The following is a 15,089-nucleotide window of genomic DNA, read 5'->3' on the forward strand; positions in this document are numbered from 1 at the left end:
GAGCAAAGATGACAGGCGGTCACAATCACCGCCTGCGGATGGGCTGGATTAATGCTTTTCAATCCACAGCTCGCGGCTGTACGCCACGTCTTCAGGATTGGTGATCGGATATCCTTTCACCCACGGCTTGATCAAGCGGCCGTTGGTATATTGATAGATCGGCGCGATGGGGGCCTGATCGGCGATGATCTGCTCGGCTTTGTTGTAATCGGTGTTACGCGCCGCCACGCTGGTTTCGGTGCTGGCTTTATTAATCACCGCATCGTAATCGGCACTGCGGAAACGCGCGATATTGCCGCTGTGCGTCGAGGTCAGCAGACTAAGGAAGGTTGACGGCTCATTATAATCACCGATCCACGAGGCGCGGATCACATCGAAATTGCCGCTGTTACGGCTGTCGATATAGGTTTTCCACTCCTGATTTTGCAACGTGACATCCACGCCGAGATTCTTCTTCCACATTGAAGCCACCGCGATAGCGATTTTTTGATGGCTTTCCGAGGTGTTGTAGAGCAGCGACAAATGCAGCGGTTTACCGGGTCCATAACCCGCCGCCGTCAGTAATGCTTTGGCCTGCGCGTTAAGCTCCTGTTGGCTATGTTGCTGCAGATAGCTTTTCATCGGGGTGAAGCCGGCGGTAACGTCCGGTGTAAAGTGCCAGGCCGGTTTCTCACCGGTGCCCAAAACCTTCTCCGCGATAATGCGACGATCGATGCTCCATGACAGCGCCTTACGCACGCGTACATCGGCGGTTGGCCCTTTCTCGGTATTGAAGGCGTAGTAATAGGTGCCAAGCTGATCCGGCGTGTAAACCTGGCCTGGCAGCTCTTTCTTCAGCAGCGCGTACATGTTTTTCGGGAAGGATTCGGTGATATCGATATCATTGGCGCGATAGCGCTTAGTGGCGCTGGACTCTTCATTAATCGGGATAAAGGTGACTTTGGTCAGCACCGATTTTTTGTCATCCCAATAGTTGGCGTTGCGCACCAGAACGATTTTTTCGTTTACTACGCGATCCTGAAGCTGATAAGCGCCATTGCCGACCAGCTTGCCCGGTGACGTCCAGCTATCACCCTCTTTTTCAATCACTTTCTGCGATACCGGATACATCGCGGCATTAGCAACCATACTCGGGAACCACGGCACAGGGCGTGACAACGTCACCTTAAGATGGTTCGCATCGGTCGCCGTCACCCCGAGATTATCGGCGCTCATCTGTCCTTTGGTGATCGCTTCCGCGTTCTCAATGCCGCTCAGCGCGGCAAACCAGGCAAATGGCGAACTGTTCTTTGGTTCAACTAAACGTTGCCAGCTGTAGACAAAATCCTGCGCGGTAACCGGCTCGCCATTTGACCAGCGCGCATCTTTGCGCAGGGTAAATATCCAGGTTTTGTTGTCGTTGCTGCTCCAGCTTTGCGCCACGCCCGGCACGATCTTTCCGTGGGCATCCTGGTTGGTCAGCCCTTCAAACAGATCGCGCATCACCTGAATTTCCGGCAGGCCAACCGCCTTCATCGGATCGAGTGAAGCGGGTTCATCTTTAATATGGCGAACGATTTCCTGGGTGCTGGCCAGCTGTGCGCCCGACGGCACGTTGGCGGCGAATGCGGGTGAGACTGCACTGGCTACAATTAACGCAGTCAGCGTCTTGCGGAACGTTAGTTTCATCACCACTCCTTTACGCGAAAAAAATGGCGACCGCGAAGAGATTGTGTCGCCAGCAACGTTTGGCACTTTATCGCAAATTGCTGATTGATATATAGCTATTTCCCCGCAGGCTATTTACCGTTATGTTGAGGCTGGATTCCCGGTCACATTTTTTACCTTAAACGCCAGAAGGCTTTTGGCGGTGTTGGAAGCATTTCATAGAGGAACGTTATGTCGTCATACCATCCACGTCCGCTACGCGGCAAGCTGGACGCTGTCTGGCAACAATACGGGCAATCGGTGCTGGGCGCGCCACTGCTGTGGTTTCCGGCACCCGCCGCCGATGCCGAAAGCGGGCTGATTATCGCTGGCACGCACGGCGATGAGAATGCCGCGATTGCCACATTATCCGGTGCGATGCGTACCTTGCCGGAGGCGCTGCGGCGTCATCACGTTGTTCTGGCGGTCAATCCCGATGGTTGTCAGTTGGGGTTGCGCGCCAACGCCAACGGCGTCGATCTCAACCGTAACTTCCCCGCCGCTAACTGGCAGCATGGCGACACGGTATATCGCTGGAACAGTGAAGCGGATGAACGTGATGTGGTGCTTTCAACCGGATCAGGTCCCTCTTCCGAACCGGAAACCCGCGCGCTGTGCCAGCTCATTCATCAGATTAAACCGCGCTGGGTGGTTTCGTGGCATGAACCGCTGGCCTGCATTGACGATCCGCACCACAGCGATTTAGCAAAGTGGCTGGCGCAGCAGACCGCGCTGCCGGTGGTGAGTAGCGTGGGTTATGCCACGCCGGGTTCGTTTGGCAGCTGGTGCGACGATCTCGGCCTGTTGTGTATTACCGCCGAGATGCCGCCGATTTCGGTGGACGAAGCCACCGAAGTCTATCTGGAAGCGATGATCAATCTGCTGCGCTGGCAGCCAGCGGCTTAAGTACGCCGTGAGAGAAGTGCAGCGACGGTTCTACATCGGCCGCAAGCCAGGTTGGACCGTCGAGATCGGCGAACGTCGCGCGCGCCGTCAGCGGTAATGCCGCACGAATCGCCCGTGAGGTGCAGAGCATGCAGCCGAGCATAATGGCGAATCCCTGTTGCTGCGCCGCCTCTGCCAGCGCTAACGCTTCGGTTAATCCACCGGTTTTATCCAGCTTGATATTCACCATCTCATAGCGCCCTTTCAGCTGCGGCAGGCTTTCACGCGTGTGGCAGCTTTCATCGGCGCAGATTGGCAGCGGATGGATAAAGTTGCCCAGCGCGCTGTCTTCTGCGGCCGGCAGCGGCTGTTCCAGCATCGCGACATTGAGATCGGCCAGCAGCTGACAGCGTGCCGCCAGGCCTTCGGCATGCCAGGATTCGTTGGCATCGACAATCAAAGTCGCGTCCGGTACCGCGCTGCGTATCGCCACTAAACGTTCGCTAATTAGGTGATCGTCCATTTTAATCTTCAATAAACGCGCGCCATGTTGCCACAACGCCTGCGCGCTGCTGGCCATCGCATCTGGCGTATCGATGCTGATGGTATGTGCGGTGACAATCTCGTCGGCCAGTTGCACCGCGCACAATTGCACCAGACTTTTGCCCTGCTGCTGTCGTGCCAGATCCCACAGTGCGCAGTCGATGGCGTTACGTGCCGCGCCCGCCGGTAACGCCTGTTGCAGCGCTTCACGTGTCATCCCACTTTGCAACGCACTCAGCTGCGAGGCGATCTGCTTGAGCACCGACGCCTCGCTTTCACCGTAGCGCGCGTACGGCGTCGCTTCCCCGACGCCTTTAACGCCATCCTGCTCGATCTCCACCACCACAACATGCGCCTCGGTGCGACTGCCGCGTGAAATAACAAACGGCGAATGTAACGGCCAGGCTTCCGGATAACTCTTCACTGTTCTCATTATTTCTCCTTAAATCCGTCGCTTAAATGCGAGCCGGCTCGATTATCGCCAGGAAATGCGCTCGTAAACCCTTAAAAATTATGTCATAAACAAGCGCTATACCTGTTCTGACGTTCCAAAAGTCAGATATTTCATCGTTAAAAAAGGAAATCGCATGTCTCAGACTGTTCACTTTCAGGGCAATCCGGTGCCGGTTGCAGGCCAGTTCCCACAAGTTGGCGAGCAAGCTAAACCTTTCAGCCTGGTCGCCAAAGATCTTGCTGATGTATCCCTGGCTAATTATGCAGGCAAACGCAAAGTTCTGAACATTTTCCCAAGCATTGATACTGGCGTGTGTGCGGCATCGGTGCGCAAGTTTAACGAGCGCTCAGGTGAAGCAGACAACACGGTCGTGCTGTGCATCTCTTCCGACCTGCCTTTTGCTCAGTCACGCTTCTGTGGCGCTGAGAACGTCAACAACGTGATCACGCTCTCTTCTCTGCGTGGCGCTGAGTTCAAAGAAAACTATGGCGTGGCGATTGCGGATGGCCCGCTGAAAGGCCTGACCGCGCGTGCCGTGGTGGTGCTGGATGAAAACGATAAAGTGATTTACAGCGAGCTGGTGAATGAAATCACCGAAGAGCCAAACTACGATGCGGCGCTGGCTGCGCTGAAGTAACGTTAGTCCGCTGTTAAGGCGAAACAGAAGCACCGAATGATTAATTCTTCGGTGCTTTTTTATGCCCGCCTTCAACTCAGATCCCTATTCAACCCATTGATTTATCGTGATACGTAGCACTTCGTCCTGCATTGATGCATTTTTACTGTGATTCTTGTTACCCGTATCACATTAATCAAAAAACATAAAACCCGTAACAGATCCCGCAATTGTTCCCGTCCGCTTCGCTACCTATAACTAAGCGTCAATTGCCCTTAAGCGATTCAAAGACAGGCGGGAATCTTTATGCAAGCAAGCTTATCCATTAAAGAAAAGTTCAGTTACGGGCTCGGCGATATGGCCAGCCATATCGCCATTGATAACGTCATCATTTTTCTTACCTTTTACTACACCGATGTGGTGGGCCTGCCCGCGATCTTTGTCGGCACGCTGTTTTTACTGGCGCGCGTCGCCGATGCGGTGATCGATCCGGCGATGGGGATGGTGGCTGACCGAACCCGTTCACGCTGGGGCAAATTCCGTCCCTGGCTATTGATGCTCGCGGTACCGTTCGGCGTCAGTTGTATGCTGATTTATGCGGTGCCGGAAAGCCTGTCGCTCACCGGAAAGATGATTTACGCCGCCGTGACTTACAGCCTGATGATGCTGATGTACACCGCCATCAATATTCCTTACTGCTCGATGGGGGCGATTATCACTGCCGATGATAATCAGCGCATCTCCCTGCAATCATGGCGTTTCTTCCTGGCCACGCTGGGCGGCGCAATGTCCACTTTCCTGATGATCCCCCTCGCCACCTGGCTGGGCGGCGGTAACAAACTGGACGGTTACTTCGCGGCGATGTCGATTATGGCGACGCTGGCAACCTTGCTGTTCTTTATCTGCTTCCTCAACACCCGCGAACGTATCAATGCGCCCGCCAACCACGGCAACTTTCTCGCCGATTTACGCGATTTACTGCGTAACGATCAGTGGCGCGTGGTCGCATTGCTGGTGTTCTGCAATATCTCGTTCGGCGTGGTTAGACTCGGCGCGATGATGTACTACGTCACCTATTTTCTGGGTAATGCCAGCCTCTTCATGTGGCTGCTGGCCGCGCATATCGTCGGCAAGAGCGTTGGTAGCGTGCTGGCAAAACTGCTAACGCGGCGCCTAAACAAGATCACCGCCTTTACCCTCAGCGCCATCACTGCCGGCGTGTTGAGTATCAGTATCGTGTTCCTGCCGGGATCGCTGGCGCTGTTAGTCGGCATGACGTTCATCGTCTCGAGCTTCTATCAGGTCACGACCACGCTGATGTGGGTGATGATGGCTGACGTAGTGGATTACGGTGAATATCGTCAGGGCAAGCGCCTCGATGGCACCGTCTTCTCCACGCTGCTCGCCGTATTGAAAATGGGCATGGCGGTTAGCGGCGCAATTGTCGGCTGGACGCTGGGTCTGAGCGGTTACGTTGCTCAGGCACCGCATCAGCAACCCGCCGCCATGATGGCCATCGTCGCGCTGTTTTCGGTGGTTCCCGGCCTGCTGTCGCTGTTAAGCGCACTGGCGATGCGCGGCTACAAACTTAACGATGTCACCATGCGCACCATCAATCAGAACAAAGTGTCAGCCCAACCGGCTGCAACGGCTTCCACCCTTTTACAACCACAGGAGTTGTCATGAGTGAATTACGCGCCGAATCGCAGCGTATTATCTGGACATTTGACCGTCAGACCCTGGTTATCGAACCCTGGGGCGCGCATAGCCTGCGAGTACGAGCCACCTGTCAGCCTGAACTGATCGACCATGACTGGGCGTTGTTATCGCCTGCGGCTTGCGAGGTGGAGATCAAGCAGGAGCATGAATCCCTCAGCCTGCGCAACGGGAATATCACCGCCACGTTGAATATTCGCGGCCAACTGGCTTTTTACAATCAGTACGGAGAACTGCTGCTGGAAGAGTTCTGGCGTCAGCGCAGCACCGTGGGAATCGGCACCAGCGAAAAGAGTCAGGACAAATACATCAGCGCGCTGAAGCTGGATGCGCGCGCCTTTCGACCAATTCCGGGAGGGAAATATCAGCTCAGCGTGCGCTTTGAAGCGCGAGCGGAGGAGAAAATTTATGGCATGGGCCAGTATCAGCAGGATTGTCTCGATCTGAAAGGCTGCACGCTGGAGCTCGCGCAACGTAACTCGCAGGCCAGCGTGCCGTTTATGGTATCCAATCTCGGCTACGGTTTGCTGTGGCATAACCCGGCCATCGGCGAAGTGACTTTTGGTAAAAACGGCACACGCTGGCAGGCCGAAGTAACAGATCAGATGGATTACTGGATTACCGCAGGCGACACACCGGCTGAGATTGTGCGCCAGTATGGCCGCGCCACCGGCACAGCACCGATGATGCCCAGCTTTGCTACCGGCTTCTGGCAATGCAAACTGCGCTATCGCACTCAGCAGGAAGTATTAGAAGTAGCGCACGAATATCGCCGCCTGCATCTGCCGCTCTCGGTAATTGTCATCGACTTTTTTCACTGGCCAAATCAGGGAACCTGGTGTTTCGATGCGCGGGACTGGCCGGATCCGCGCGCCATGGTGCAGGAACTGAAGGAGATGGGCATCGAAACCATGGTGTCGGTGTGGCCCACGGTGGACAGCCGCAGTGATAACTATCGTCTGATGAAATCCAAAGGCTTGCTGGTCAACAGTGAGCGCGGCGTATCGGTGAATCTCGATTTTATGGGCAACACCACCTTTTTCGACGCCACGCATCCCGCCGCCCGCGAGTTCGTCTGGCAGGAAGTTAAGCGCAACTATTATGACCACGGCATTCGCACCTTCTGGCTCGATGAAGCGGAACCGGAATATCGCGCGTACGATTTTGATAACTACCGCTATCATCTCGGTCCGGTTCAGGAAGTGGGCAATATCTATCCGCAGCTGTTTGCCCGCGGATTTTATGAAGGTCTGCAACAACAAGGCGAGAGCGAGATCGTCAATCTGGTGCGCTGCGCCTGGGCGGGCAGCCAGCGTTACGGCGTGCTTGCCTGGTCGGGCGACGTTCACTCCTCGTTCCATGCCTTACGTAATCAGTTCACAGCCGGGCTAAACATGGCGATGGCGGGAATTCCGTGGTGGACCACCGACATCGGCGGTTTTCAGGGCGGGAACATTCATGATCCGGCGTTTCATGAACTGTTGATCCGTTGGTTCCAGTGGGCGGTATTCTGTCCGGTGATGCGTCTGCATGGTTACCGCGAGCCACAGATTGCACCTGATGAAGCCTGGCGCGACGGTATTGCGCAGTGCAACAGCGGATCACCCAATGAAGTATGGAGTTACGGTGAGGAGAATTACGCACTGATGAAAAGCTGTTTGCTGCAACGTGAACAGATTCGCCCCTATATTGACGGCCTGATGCGCGAAGCGCATGAGCTCGGCGATCCGGTGATGCGCCCGCTGTTCTATCACTACCCGCAGCAGCCAGAGAGCTGGCAAGTGGAGGATCAGTATCTGCTAGGCCGCGACCTGCTGGTGGCGCCGGTGCTGCACGCCGGGCAGCGTGAACGTGAAGTGTGGTTACCTGCTGGCGAGCAATGGATTGCGCGTAATGGCGAGTGCTATCAAGGCGGACAACGCATCAACATCGTCGCGCCATTGAGTGAAATTCCGGTGTTTAAGCGGGAAGGAAGTCAGGTAGATATTCGCGCACCCGGCTAAAACCAGCTAAATAAACGTAGGGTCGCTATTCATGGCGACCAATGACAAAGACATCTGCTTGCCAAGGTTGATGCACTTTTGCGAGCCAGGTCGCCATGAATGGCGACCCTACAGGATGTGCGAGCTTTATTCGCTGTCGTTACGCTTCTGCCCTAACCCATATTCGCGCAGCTTATTGGCAATGGCGGTATGCGAAACACCGAGGCGTTTCGCCAGTTTGCGCGTGCTGGGATAAGAGAGATAAAGACGCGTCAGCACTGAACGTTCGAAGCGGCTGGTGATGTCATCCAAAGAACCTTCCATCGCCTCTTCGCCCAATGACACATCCAGCGCCTGCTCTGGCAACACAATATCTTGTGGTCCAAGCTCATAACCTTCCAGCTGCGTCAGCGCACGGTACAGCGCATTCTTCAGCTGGCGCACGTTACCCGGCCAGTTGTAGCGCGTCAGGAACGGCGTCAGCTGAGATGAAAGACGCGGACGCGGCAAGCCTTGCTCGTCGGCGAAACGAGCGACAAACATTTCGGTCAGCGGCAGAATATCCAGCGGACGTTCACGCAGCGGCGGAAGATTGAGCGTCAGCACATTCAGGCGATAAAACAGATCCTCACGGAACTCACCGCGCTGTACCAGCTCAATCAAATTCTTCTGCGTGGCGCAGATCACACGCACATCAACGTGCACTTCATGCTCTTCACCCACGCGGCGGAACGTGCCGTCGTTGAGGAAGCGCAGCAGTTTGGTCTGCATACGTGGCGACATTTCGCCAATCTCATCCAGCAGTACCGAGCCGCCGTTAGCCTGCTCGAAGAAGCCTTTTTTGCCTTCCAGCGCATTGGGGTAAGCACCGGCAGCGTGACCAAACAGCTCGCTTTCGGCCACATCATCCGGCAGTGAGGCGCAGTTCAGCGCCAGGAACGGTTTTTTGCCGCGTGCGCTGCGTAAATGACAGGCGCGCGCCAGCATATCTTTCCCGGTGCCGGTATCGCCGACAATCAACAGCGGCGCGTCGTGCATGGCCAGCTTGCGCGCCTGATCGATCACCTGACGCATTTTTGGCGTAACCGCCACGATGTGATCAAACTCCGAATCATCGGTGACGGTGAGATTCTGCAGCTGTCGGCCCATTCGCGCCGTCGATTTCAGAGTGATCATCGCGCCAACCGGCAGATCGCTCTGGCCCTCTTCTTCAGCCAGATAAATCGGTCGCGCTTCCATCAGGAAATCGCGCCCCTGAATCACCACATGCTGCGCCTGCGCGTCAACGCGTTCATTCTCCAGCCAGCGCTGGAAATTAAAGCCGGTGATTAAAGTGCCAACGTTTTGGTTGCGCAGCTTCTGTTCATCAAGGGTAAACAGATTTTGTGCCGCCGGATTGGCCAACTCGACCTTGCATTTCAGATCGATGGATAATACCGGTTCCGGCATCGCCACCAGCAGCGCGCTCAATGCACGATGCTCGCGTTCAGAGGGCATAAACGAAACGGTACGCACATCTGTCACGCCAGGTGTACGGCGGATTTCCGCCATCAGATTGCTGAAGGGTTCAAACTCCAGCGCGGTGAAATTGAGATAAATGCGACCGAGTGGCGCAATTTCGATGCCGCGCAGGTCGATATTGCGGGCAACCAGCAGGTCGAGCAACTCGCGCGCCAGACCGATTCGGTCCTGGCAGAAAACTTCCAAACGCATTGCGATGAGCCTTAGTCAGGTTTTGATTTTAGTGATAATACGCTAACTTGCAGCGCCTCAGAAGAGGCCTGTCAGGAAAAGTTGACAGCCAGAGGCTGGTGATAAAGGGAAGTGTAGCGGAGCGACCAACAAAAATCCCGCCGAATATGCGTGGTAGCACAGATAATTTTACCTTTCACGCCTGTTGCAGCGTGAAAGGTAAGCAAGTGCTGATTATTTAGCAGCCTGCCCTGCTTTATCCCCATTTTTTACCAGGGATTCTTTCAGCTGACCGATTAACTCGCGACGGAAATCACCGAGACGCGGCTTATCATCTTCCAGCCACGGTAATGGACGACACAATTCCATCGCTTTAATGCCGAGACGCGCGGTGAGCAAACCGGCACCGATCCCTTGCGCAGCGCGGGTTGACAGGCGCGCGGCAAGATCCTGCGACATCCAATCCATCCCGACTTCACGCACCAGTTCGGAAGCGCCGGCAAACGCCATGTTGAGCAGCACTAAGCGGAACAAGCGGATGCGGCTAAAGTAGCCCAGCTCAATGCCATAAATCGCGGCAATGCGATTCACCAGCCGCAGATTGCGCCAGGCTATAAACGCCATGTCCACCAAAGCCAGCGGGCTGACGGCAATCATCAGCGTCGATTCGGCGGCGTGACGGCTGATTTCACGGCGTGCCTGACGATCCAGTACCGGCTGCACCAGTTGGGCATACAAGGTGACGATTTCACGATCGTTGTGAGTTTCATGCAGCGCCGCATGCCAGCGCTGCAGTGCAGGATGCGCCTGATCGAGCTGAGCCTGCTGCGCCAGCTTTTCACAGAACGCGCGACCTTTTCCCACGCCGTGGCTGTGCAGCATTTCGCGGCCAATATCGCGCTCTTCAGCCCGCTGACGCAGACGATATAAACGCCGCCATTCGCCAATCAGCGCGCCTGCGCCCGCAGCGACAATCAATGTGCCGGCCACGCCAGTGCCGAGGGTAAACCAGTCGCGCACCATCCATGCATCGTGCAGCGTCTGCGCGCCCTGCGCCACCACGCTGACGCCGAAAATAGCCAGGCCAACACCCACCATTTTGCGCCACAGGCTGCGTTTTGGCCGCAGCGCGGCTTCCACCACTTTTTCGCCTTCGCCCTCTTCCAGCGGTTCGGTTTCTGCCGTGGCGAGAAAGGCCTTCTCACTGTCCGCGCTAAAGGTTTGCGCGGCGCGCAGTGGTTTTTCCGCTTCTACCGTCAGCGGACGGGCAAAATCAATGCGTCCTTTTAAAGGTGTTTCGTCGCTCATCGCAATTTATCTCCCAGTAAAAATTCCAGTGCGGCATCCATGCGAATGTGCGGCAGCGGACGATCAACATCCAGCTGCTGCGGCCGGAACTGTTCAAACTGAAATCCCTGCTGTTGCCAGAAATTGTGGCCCGGCAAGCGCGGCGGCACTTCGCCGGGATAGAACGTCAGCGCTTCGTTATCGGCTAAACGATGACCGCGTAACGCCGGTAACTTCTCGCCGCGATGATCCACCAGCCCGCTTTCCGTGGCCTGCACCGAGGCCAAACCGAGGCAATCCATGTTGATGCCTTCAAACGCCGCGTTCTGCCACGCGTCCTGCACCAACTGCTGCAACAGCGACACCATATTGGCATGCTGATCGGAAGTCACATGATCGGCCTTAGTGGCAGCAAACAACAGCTTATCGATGACCGGAGAAAACAGGCGGCGGAACAGCGTGCGCTGACCGTAATGGAAACTCTGCATCAGTTGCGTCAACGCGAGGCGCATATCGTTGAACGCTTGCGGACCGCTGTTCAGTGGTTGCAGACAATCGACCAGCACGATTTGGCGATCGAAGCGCAGGAAATGATTTTTATAGAATCCTTTCACCACGTGCTGGCAGTAATAGTTGAAACGCTGCTGCAGCATGGCGAAGTTGCTGCCCGCTGGCGCTTGCGCCAGCTTGCTAACCTGCATCTCGTCGACCTGTGGCCACGGGAAGAACTGCAGCGCCGGCGCGCCAGCCATATCGCCTGGCAACACAAAGCGGCCCGGCTGGATAAAGTGCAAGCCTTCACTTTTGCATTGGTGCAGGTAATCGGTCCAGGCCGCAGCAATCGCTGCCAGACGATTTTCATCGGCGGGCGCAAAAGGATCGAGATCGGCGCACAAGCTACGCCATTGCGCTGACCACTCGGCGCGATCGCCCTGCAGCAAGCCCACCATCTGACGTGACCAGCTGAGATAATCCTGCGCCAGCATCGGCAGATCCAGCAGCCATTCGCCGGGATAATCGACGATTTCGAGGTAGAGCGTGGCGGTATCTTTGAAATGGCGCAGCAGCGATTCATCCGGACGATAGCGCAGCGCCAGACGCATTTCGCTTACGCCACGCGTCGGCGTCGGCCACATTGGCGGCGTGCCGTACAGCTGCGTCAGACCTTCATCGTAGGTGAAGCGCGGCGTGCCGAGTTCGCGCTGCGGTACGCGTTTAACGCCCAGCAGGCGATCTTCGCGCACCACGGAAAACAGCGGCAAACGGGCGCCGCTGTGGACATTGAGAAGCTGGTTAACCAGCGATGTGATAAACGCGGTTTTGCCGCTGCGGCTCAAACCGGTTACAGCTAGGCGCAGATGGCGGTCAACACCGCGGTTCATCAACGCCACGAATTCATTTTGCAGTCTTTTCATCGTTCTCCCTGATGAATCGTGCCGATAAGCGTTTAAACGCTTTGCTCAGCAACGGTTCCAGGGCGGCCGCCAGCAACAGGCGCAGCGGACGGCGCGCCACCGATTTCACTGCCCAGCCAGCGATACCGCCGGGCCCGTAAGTTACTGCACTAATAATGATAAATTTCCCCGCCGACATCAACGCAGGTGTCGCGCGACGGCGCAGAGCAGTAAAACGTTGAGTTTGCATAGAGCCTCTTATCACAATAGAAGAAGTGGGCCCGAAAGCCCGGGAATTTAGATCTGGCGGAAGCGGCTGCGTACGCTGAACGTTTCTGAAGTGACATAGCGTTCTACTTCACGCACTTTTTGCTCATCGCTTTGCAGCGTTGTTTCCAGCTCGTCGAGCAGTTCACGTGCGCTAGGTTGATGTTCGTTGCTCGCATTAGCGGGTTTTTCATCCAGCACGTAACCTAAAATGAAATAAGCCACAACGGTGAACATAAACAGTCCAAGGAACAGCGACAGCACCACAATCACGCGCAGCAAGCGCACCGGGATATCGAGGTACTCAGCAATACCCGCGCATACGCCGCGCACTTTGCCCTGCTGCGGAATGCGCCACAGTTTACGGCCATTCATCATGGTTGCCTCCAGTTTGGATGTTCGGCATCCAAAATGGCTTCCAGCGCTTCAACACGCTCACGCATGCGGCGCGCATCCTGAGTAATTAGTTGCAAACGCTGCAGGTCACTCGACGATAAATCGGCGCCGCCGTTGCGTTTGTTGCTGTAATGCAGCCATAACCAGATTGGTGCGACAAACAGCACGAAAATCGTTAAGGGTATGGCTAAAAAAAGTGCGCTCATTGACTCTCCTTAATCACTAACACCATTTTTAACTCGGGCCCGCAATCAGGCCCGTGGCGATCACTCAGGGCGATTCATCTTAGCTTTCAGCGCGGCCAGCTGCTGGCTGATTTCATCATCGGCTTTCAGCTCGGCGAACTCCTGATCCAGACCTTTTGGCTGACCAAAACGCTGGCTTTCTGCTTCTGCTTCCATGTGATCGATGCGACGTTCAAAGGATTCGAAACGTGCCATCGCATCATCAATCTTGCCGCTGTCGAGCTGACGACGCACATCACGTGATGACGATGCCGCCTGATGACGCAGCGTTAATGCCTGCTGACGCGCACGGGTTTCAGTGAGTTTTTTCTCCAGCTCACCAATCTCACCTTTCATCCGCTCCAGCGTCTCTTCAACCTGGGTCGATTCCTGCTGCAGCGCAGCAATCAAATCAGTCAGTTTCTGCTTCTCAATTAAAGCAGCACGCGCCAGGTCTTCTTTACCTTTATTGATTGCCAGCTCCGCTTTTTCCTGCCATTCGGCCTGCTGAATTTCAGCCTGCTCGCTACGGCGCAGCAGCTGTTTCTTTTCTGCCAGCGCGCGGGCTGAGGTTGAACGGACTTCTACCAGCGTGTCTTCCATTTCCTGAATCATCAGGCGTACCAGTTTCTGCGGATCTTCGGCGCGCTCCAGCAGAGAGTTGATGTTAGCGTTCACGATGTCGGCGAAACGAGAAAAAATACCCATAATGATGTTCCTCAAATTTTGTATGTAGGTGCGCGAGGCGCTCTTCACTAATACAATTCGCGTGCCAACTTTTAATTTATTGATTTTACGCCATTTGTTTATTTTACATCCGCCAGAACATCCCTTAAGGTAGTGAAATTGATTAATCAGTGGCGAATTTCATCATGGCGAATAGTTCAGACAACCTTTTAGGCGAATCGAATAACTTTCTGGAAGTACTGGAACAGGTTTCGCGCCTGGCGCCGCTGGAAAAACCGGTGCTGGTGATTGGTGAACGCGGTACAGGCAAAGAGCTGATCGCCAGCCGCCTGCATTATCTATCGAACCGCTGGGAAGGCCCGTTTGTTTCACTGAACTGCGCCGCGCTGAATGAAAACCTGCTTGATTCCGAACTGTTCGGCCATGAAGCCGGCGCGTTTACCGGGGCGCAAAAACGCCATCTGGGACGCTTCGAGCGCGCCGATGGCGGCACGCTATTCCTGGATGAACTCGCCACCGCACCGATGCTGGTGCAGGAGAAATTGCTGCGCGTGATTGAATATGGTCAGCTGGAGCGCGTGGGCGGCAATCAATCTTTGCAGGTCAATGTGCGCCTCGTATGCGCCACCAATGAAGATCTGCCCGCGCTGGCCGCCGCCGGAAAATTCCGCGCCGACCTGCTCGATCGCCTCGCCTTTGATGTGGTGCAGCTGCCGCCGCTGCGTGAACGCCGCAGCGACATCCTGGTGATGGCCAACCATTTCGCGATTCAAATGTGCCGCGAGCTAGGCTTGCCGCTGTTCCCCGGCTTCAGCGATCGCGCCCAGTTGGCGCTACTGAATCACAGCTGGCCCGGCAACGTGCGCGAGCTGAAAAACGTGGTTGAGCGTTCGGTCTATCGCCATCACAGCGCCGACGATGAGCTGGATAACATCATCATCAACCCTTTTGCACCGCGTACGCCGCCCGCCAACGTTGTCGCTTCACCCGAAACCTCTGCTTTGCCTTCCCTGCCGCTGGATATACGTCAGTGGCAAAATCAGCAGGAACGCGAACTGGTTGAAGCGAGTTTGCAGCAGGCCAAATACAACCAGCGCCGCGCCGCCGAGTTGTTGCGTGTGACGTATCATCAGTTGCGCGCCATGATGAAGAAGCACGGGATTCAGGCCCGCGACGAGGATTAACCAGGTCGCCATAAATGGCGCCCGTACGTTTTATCGCACAAGTGTGTGGCGCTTTTCCCAAAAGCTTTTGCGCTGA

14 protein-coding genes are annotated in these 15,089 nt (G+C 55.6%); 5 read left to right on the plus strand and 9 right to left on the minus strand.

Going from position 1 to position 15,089, the window contains the following annotated elements; genetic code table 11:
• Positions 1-48 precede the first annotated feature (48 nt).
• Complete coding sequence (locus tag AC6I8A_RS10250; RefSeq protein WP_497818428.1) at positions 49-1,668, minus strand: peptide ABC transporter substrate-binding protein; 1,620 nt, start codon at positions 1,666-1,668, stop codon at positions 49-51.
• A gap of 210 nt (positions 1,669-1,878) precedes the next feature.
• Between AC6I8A_RS10250 and mpaA the strand changes: the two genes are divergently transcribed.
• Complete coding sequence (gene mpaA / locus AC6I8A_RS10255) at positions 1,879-2,592, plus strand: murein tripeptide amidase MpaA (protein WP_265298118.1); 714 nt, start codon at positions 1,879-1,881, stop codon at positions 2,590-2,592.
• Here the strand turns inward: mpaA and ycjG are convergent.
• Positions 2,561-3,547 (minus strand): L-Ala-D/L-Glu epimerase, encoded by a 987-nt coding sequence (ycjG, locus tag AC6I8A_RS10260; RefSeq protein ID WP_265298116.1) that lies wholly within the window; start codon positions 3,545-3,547, stop codon positions 2,561-2,563. The two genes, mpaA and ycjG, sit on opposite strands and share 32 nt — an antisense overlap.
• A 154-nt stretch (positions 3,548-3,701) precedes the next feature.
• Between ycjG and tpx the strand changes: the two genes are divergently transcribed.
• From tpx to AC6I8A_RS10275, 3 genes are all read left to right on the plus strand, one after another.
• Positions 3,702-4,205: a thiol peroxidase gene (gene tpx / locus AC6I8A_RS10265; protein ID WP_265298114.1), complete on the plus strand. Its 504-nt coding sequence runs from the start codon at positions 3,702-3,704 to the stop codon at positions 4,203-4,205.
• 285 nt (positions 4,206-4,490) lie between these two features.
• Complete coding sequence (locus AC6I8A_RS10270; RefSeq protein WP_265298112.1) at positions 4,491-5,870, plus strand: glycoside-pentoside-hexuronide (GPH):cation symporter; 1,380 nt, start codon at positions 4,491-4,493, stop codon at positions 5,868-5,870.
• The gene (locus tag AC6I8A_RS10275; RefSeq protein ID WP_265298110.1) at positions 5,867-7,903 is read left to right on the plus strand and encodes a glycoside hydrolase family 31 protein; all 2,037 of its coding nucleotides are present in this window, start codon (positions 5,867-5,869) and stop codon (positions 7,901-7,903) included. Before AC6I8A_RS10270 ends, AC6I8A_RS10275 begins: the two co-directional genes overlap by 4 nt.
• Positions 7,904-8,029: 126 nt before the next feature.
• Here AC6I8A_RS10275 and tyrR read toward each other — a convergent pair whose 3' ends face one another.
• The 7 genes from tyrR to pspA form a co-directional block, all read right to left on the minus strand.
• On the minus strand, positions 8,030-9,595 hold the full coding sequence (gene tyrR / locus AC6I8A_RS10280; RefSeq protein ID WP_265298108.1) for a transcriptional regulator TyrR: 1,566 nt from the start codon (positions 9,593-9,595) through the stop codon (positions 8,030-8,032).
• Positions 9,596-9,808: 213 nt separating this feature from the next.
• On the minus strand, positions 9,809-10,882 hold the full coding sequence (locus tag AC6I8A_RS10285; RefSeq protein ID WP_497818429.1) for a TIGR01620 family protein: 1,074 nt from the start codon (positions 10,880-10,882) through the stop codon (positions 9,809-9,811).
• Positions 10,879-12,276, minus strand: a complete 1,398-nt coding sequence (locus tag AC6I8A_RS10290; RefSeq protein ID WP_265298104.1) for a YcjX family GTP-binding protein — start codon at positions 12,274-12,276, stop codon at positions 10,879-10,881. Before AC6I8A_RS10290 ends, AC6I8A_RS10285 begins: the two co-directional genes overlap by 4 nt.
• Positions 12,257-12,505, minus strand: a complete 249-nt coding sequence (gene pspD / locus AC6I8A_RS10295) for a phage shock protein PspD (protein WP_007888070.1) — start codon at positions 12,503-12,505, stop codon at positions 12,257-12,259. The genes AC6I8A_RS10290 and pspD overlap by 20 nt, the downstream gene beginning before the upstream one ends.
• Positions 12,506-12,552: 47 nt before the next feature.
• Positions 12,553-12,900, minus strand: coding sequence for an envelope stress response membrane protein PspC (gene pspC, locus AC6I8A_RS10300; RefSeq protein WP_256696534.1), 348 nt, complete (start codon positions 12,898-12,900; stop codon positions 12,553-12,555).
• Positions 12,897-13,124 carry an envelope stress response membrane protein PspB gene (gene pspB / locus AC6I8A_RS10305; protein WP_256696535.1) on the minus strand — a complete coding sequence of 76 codons (228 nt, stop codon included), beginning with the start codon at positions 13,122-13,124 and terminating at the stop codon, positions 12,897-12,899. Before pspB ends, pspC begins: the two co-directional genes overlap by 4 nt.
• Before the next feature lie 60 nt (positions 13,125-13,184).
• Positions 13,185-13,850, minus strand: a complete 666-nt coding sequence (gene pspA / locus AC6I8A_RS10310) for a phage shock protein PspA (protein ID WP_497818430.1) — start codon at positions 13,848-13,850, stop codon at positions 13,185-13,187.
• A gap of 164 nt (positions 13,851-14,014) precedes the next feature.
• Here pspA and pspF point away from each other — a divergent pair, with 164 nt between their 5' ends.
• Positions 14,015-15,013, plus strand: coding sequence for a phage shock protein operon transcriptional activator (pspF, locus tag AC6I8A_RS10315; RefSeq protein ID WP_293797009.1), 999 nt, complete (start codon positions 14,015-14,017; stop codon positions 15,011-15,013).
• Positions 15,014-15,089 lie beyond the last annotated feature (76 nt).

This window comes from Pantoea sp. X-Soil-ISGK-275, assembly GCF_059730795.1.

What these genes read in the sequence shown, in the direction of transcription:
- AC6I8A_RS10250 (WP_497818428.1), bottom strand. Translation starts at nt 1,668, where the DNA reads ATGAAACTAACGTTCCGCAAGACGCTGACTGCGTTAATTGTAGCCAGT.
- mpaA (WP_265298118.1), top strand. Translation starts at nt 1,879, where the DNA reads ATGTCGTCATACCATCCACGTCCGCTACGCGGCAAGCTGGACGCTGTC.
- ycjG (WP_265298116.1), bottom strand. Translation starts at nt 3,547, where the DNA reads ATGAGAACAGTGAAGAGTTATCCGGAAGCCTGGCCGTTACATTCGCCG.
- tpx (WP_265298114.1), top strand. Translation starts at nt 3,702, where the DNA reads ATGTCTCAGACTGTTCACTTTCAGGGCAATCCGGTGCCGGTTGCAGGC.
- AC6I8A_RS10270 (WP_265298112.1), top strand. Translation starts at nt 4,491, where the DNA reads ATGCAAGCAAGCTTATCCATTAAAGAAAAGTTCAGTTACGGGCTCGGC.
- AC6I8A_RS10275 (WP_265298110.1), top strand. Translation starts at nt 5,867, where the DNA reads ATGAGTGAATTACGCGCCGAATCGCAGCGTATTATCTGGACATTTGAC.
- tyrR (WP_265298108.1), bottom strand. Translation starts at nt 9,595, where the DNA reads ATGCGTTTGGAAGTTTTCTGCCAGGACCGAATCGGTCTGGCGCGCGAG.
- AC6I8A_RS10285 (WP_497818429.1), bottom strand. Translation starts at nt 10,882, where the DNA reads ATGAGCGACGAAACACCTTTAAAAGGACGCATTGATTTTGCCCGTCCG.
- AC6I8A_RS10290 (WP_265298104.1), bottom strand. Translation starts at nt 12,276, where the DNA reads ATGAAAAGACTGCAAAATGAATTCGTGGCGTTGATGAACCGCGGTGTT.
- pspD (WP_007888070.1), bottom strand. Translation starts at nt 12,505, where the DNA reads ATGCAAACTCAACGTTTTACTGCTCTGCGCCGTCGCGCGACACCTGCG.
- pspC (WP_256696534.1), bottom strand. Translation starts at nt 12,900, where the DNA reads ATGATGAATGGCCGTAAACTGTGGCGCATTCCGCAGCAGGGCAAAGTG.
- pspB (WP_256696535.1), bottom strand. Translation starts at nt 13,124, where the DNA reads ATGAGCGCACTTTTTTTAGCCATACCCTTAACGATTTTCGTGCTGTTT.
- pspA (WP_497818430.1), bottom strand. Translation starts at nt 13,850, where the DNA reads ATGGGTATTTTTTCTCGTTTCGCCGACATCGTGAACGCTAACATCAAC.
- pspF (WP_293797009.1), top strand. Translation starts at nt 14,015, where the DNA reads ATGGCGAATAGTTCAGACAACCTTTTAGGCGAATCGAATAACTTTCTG.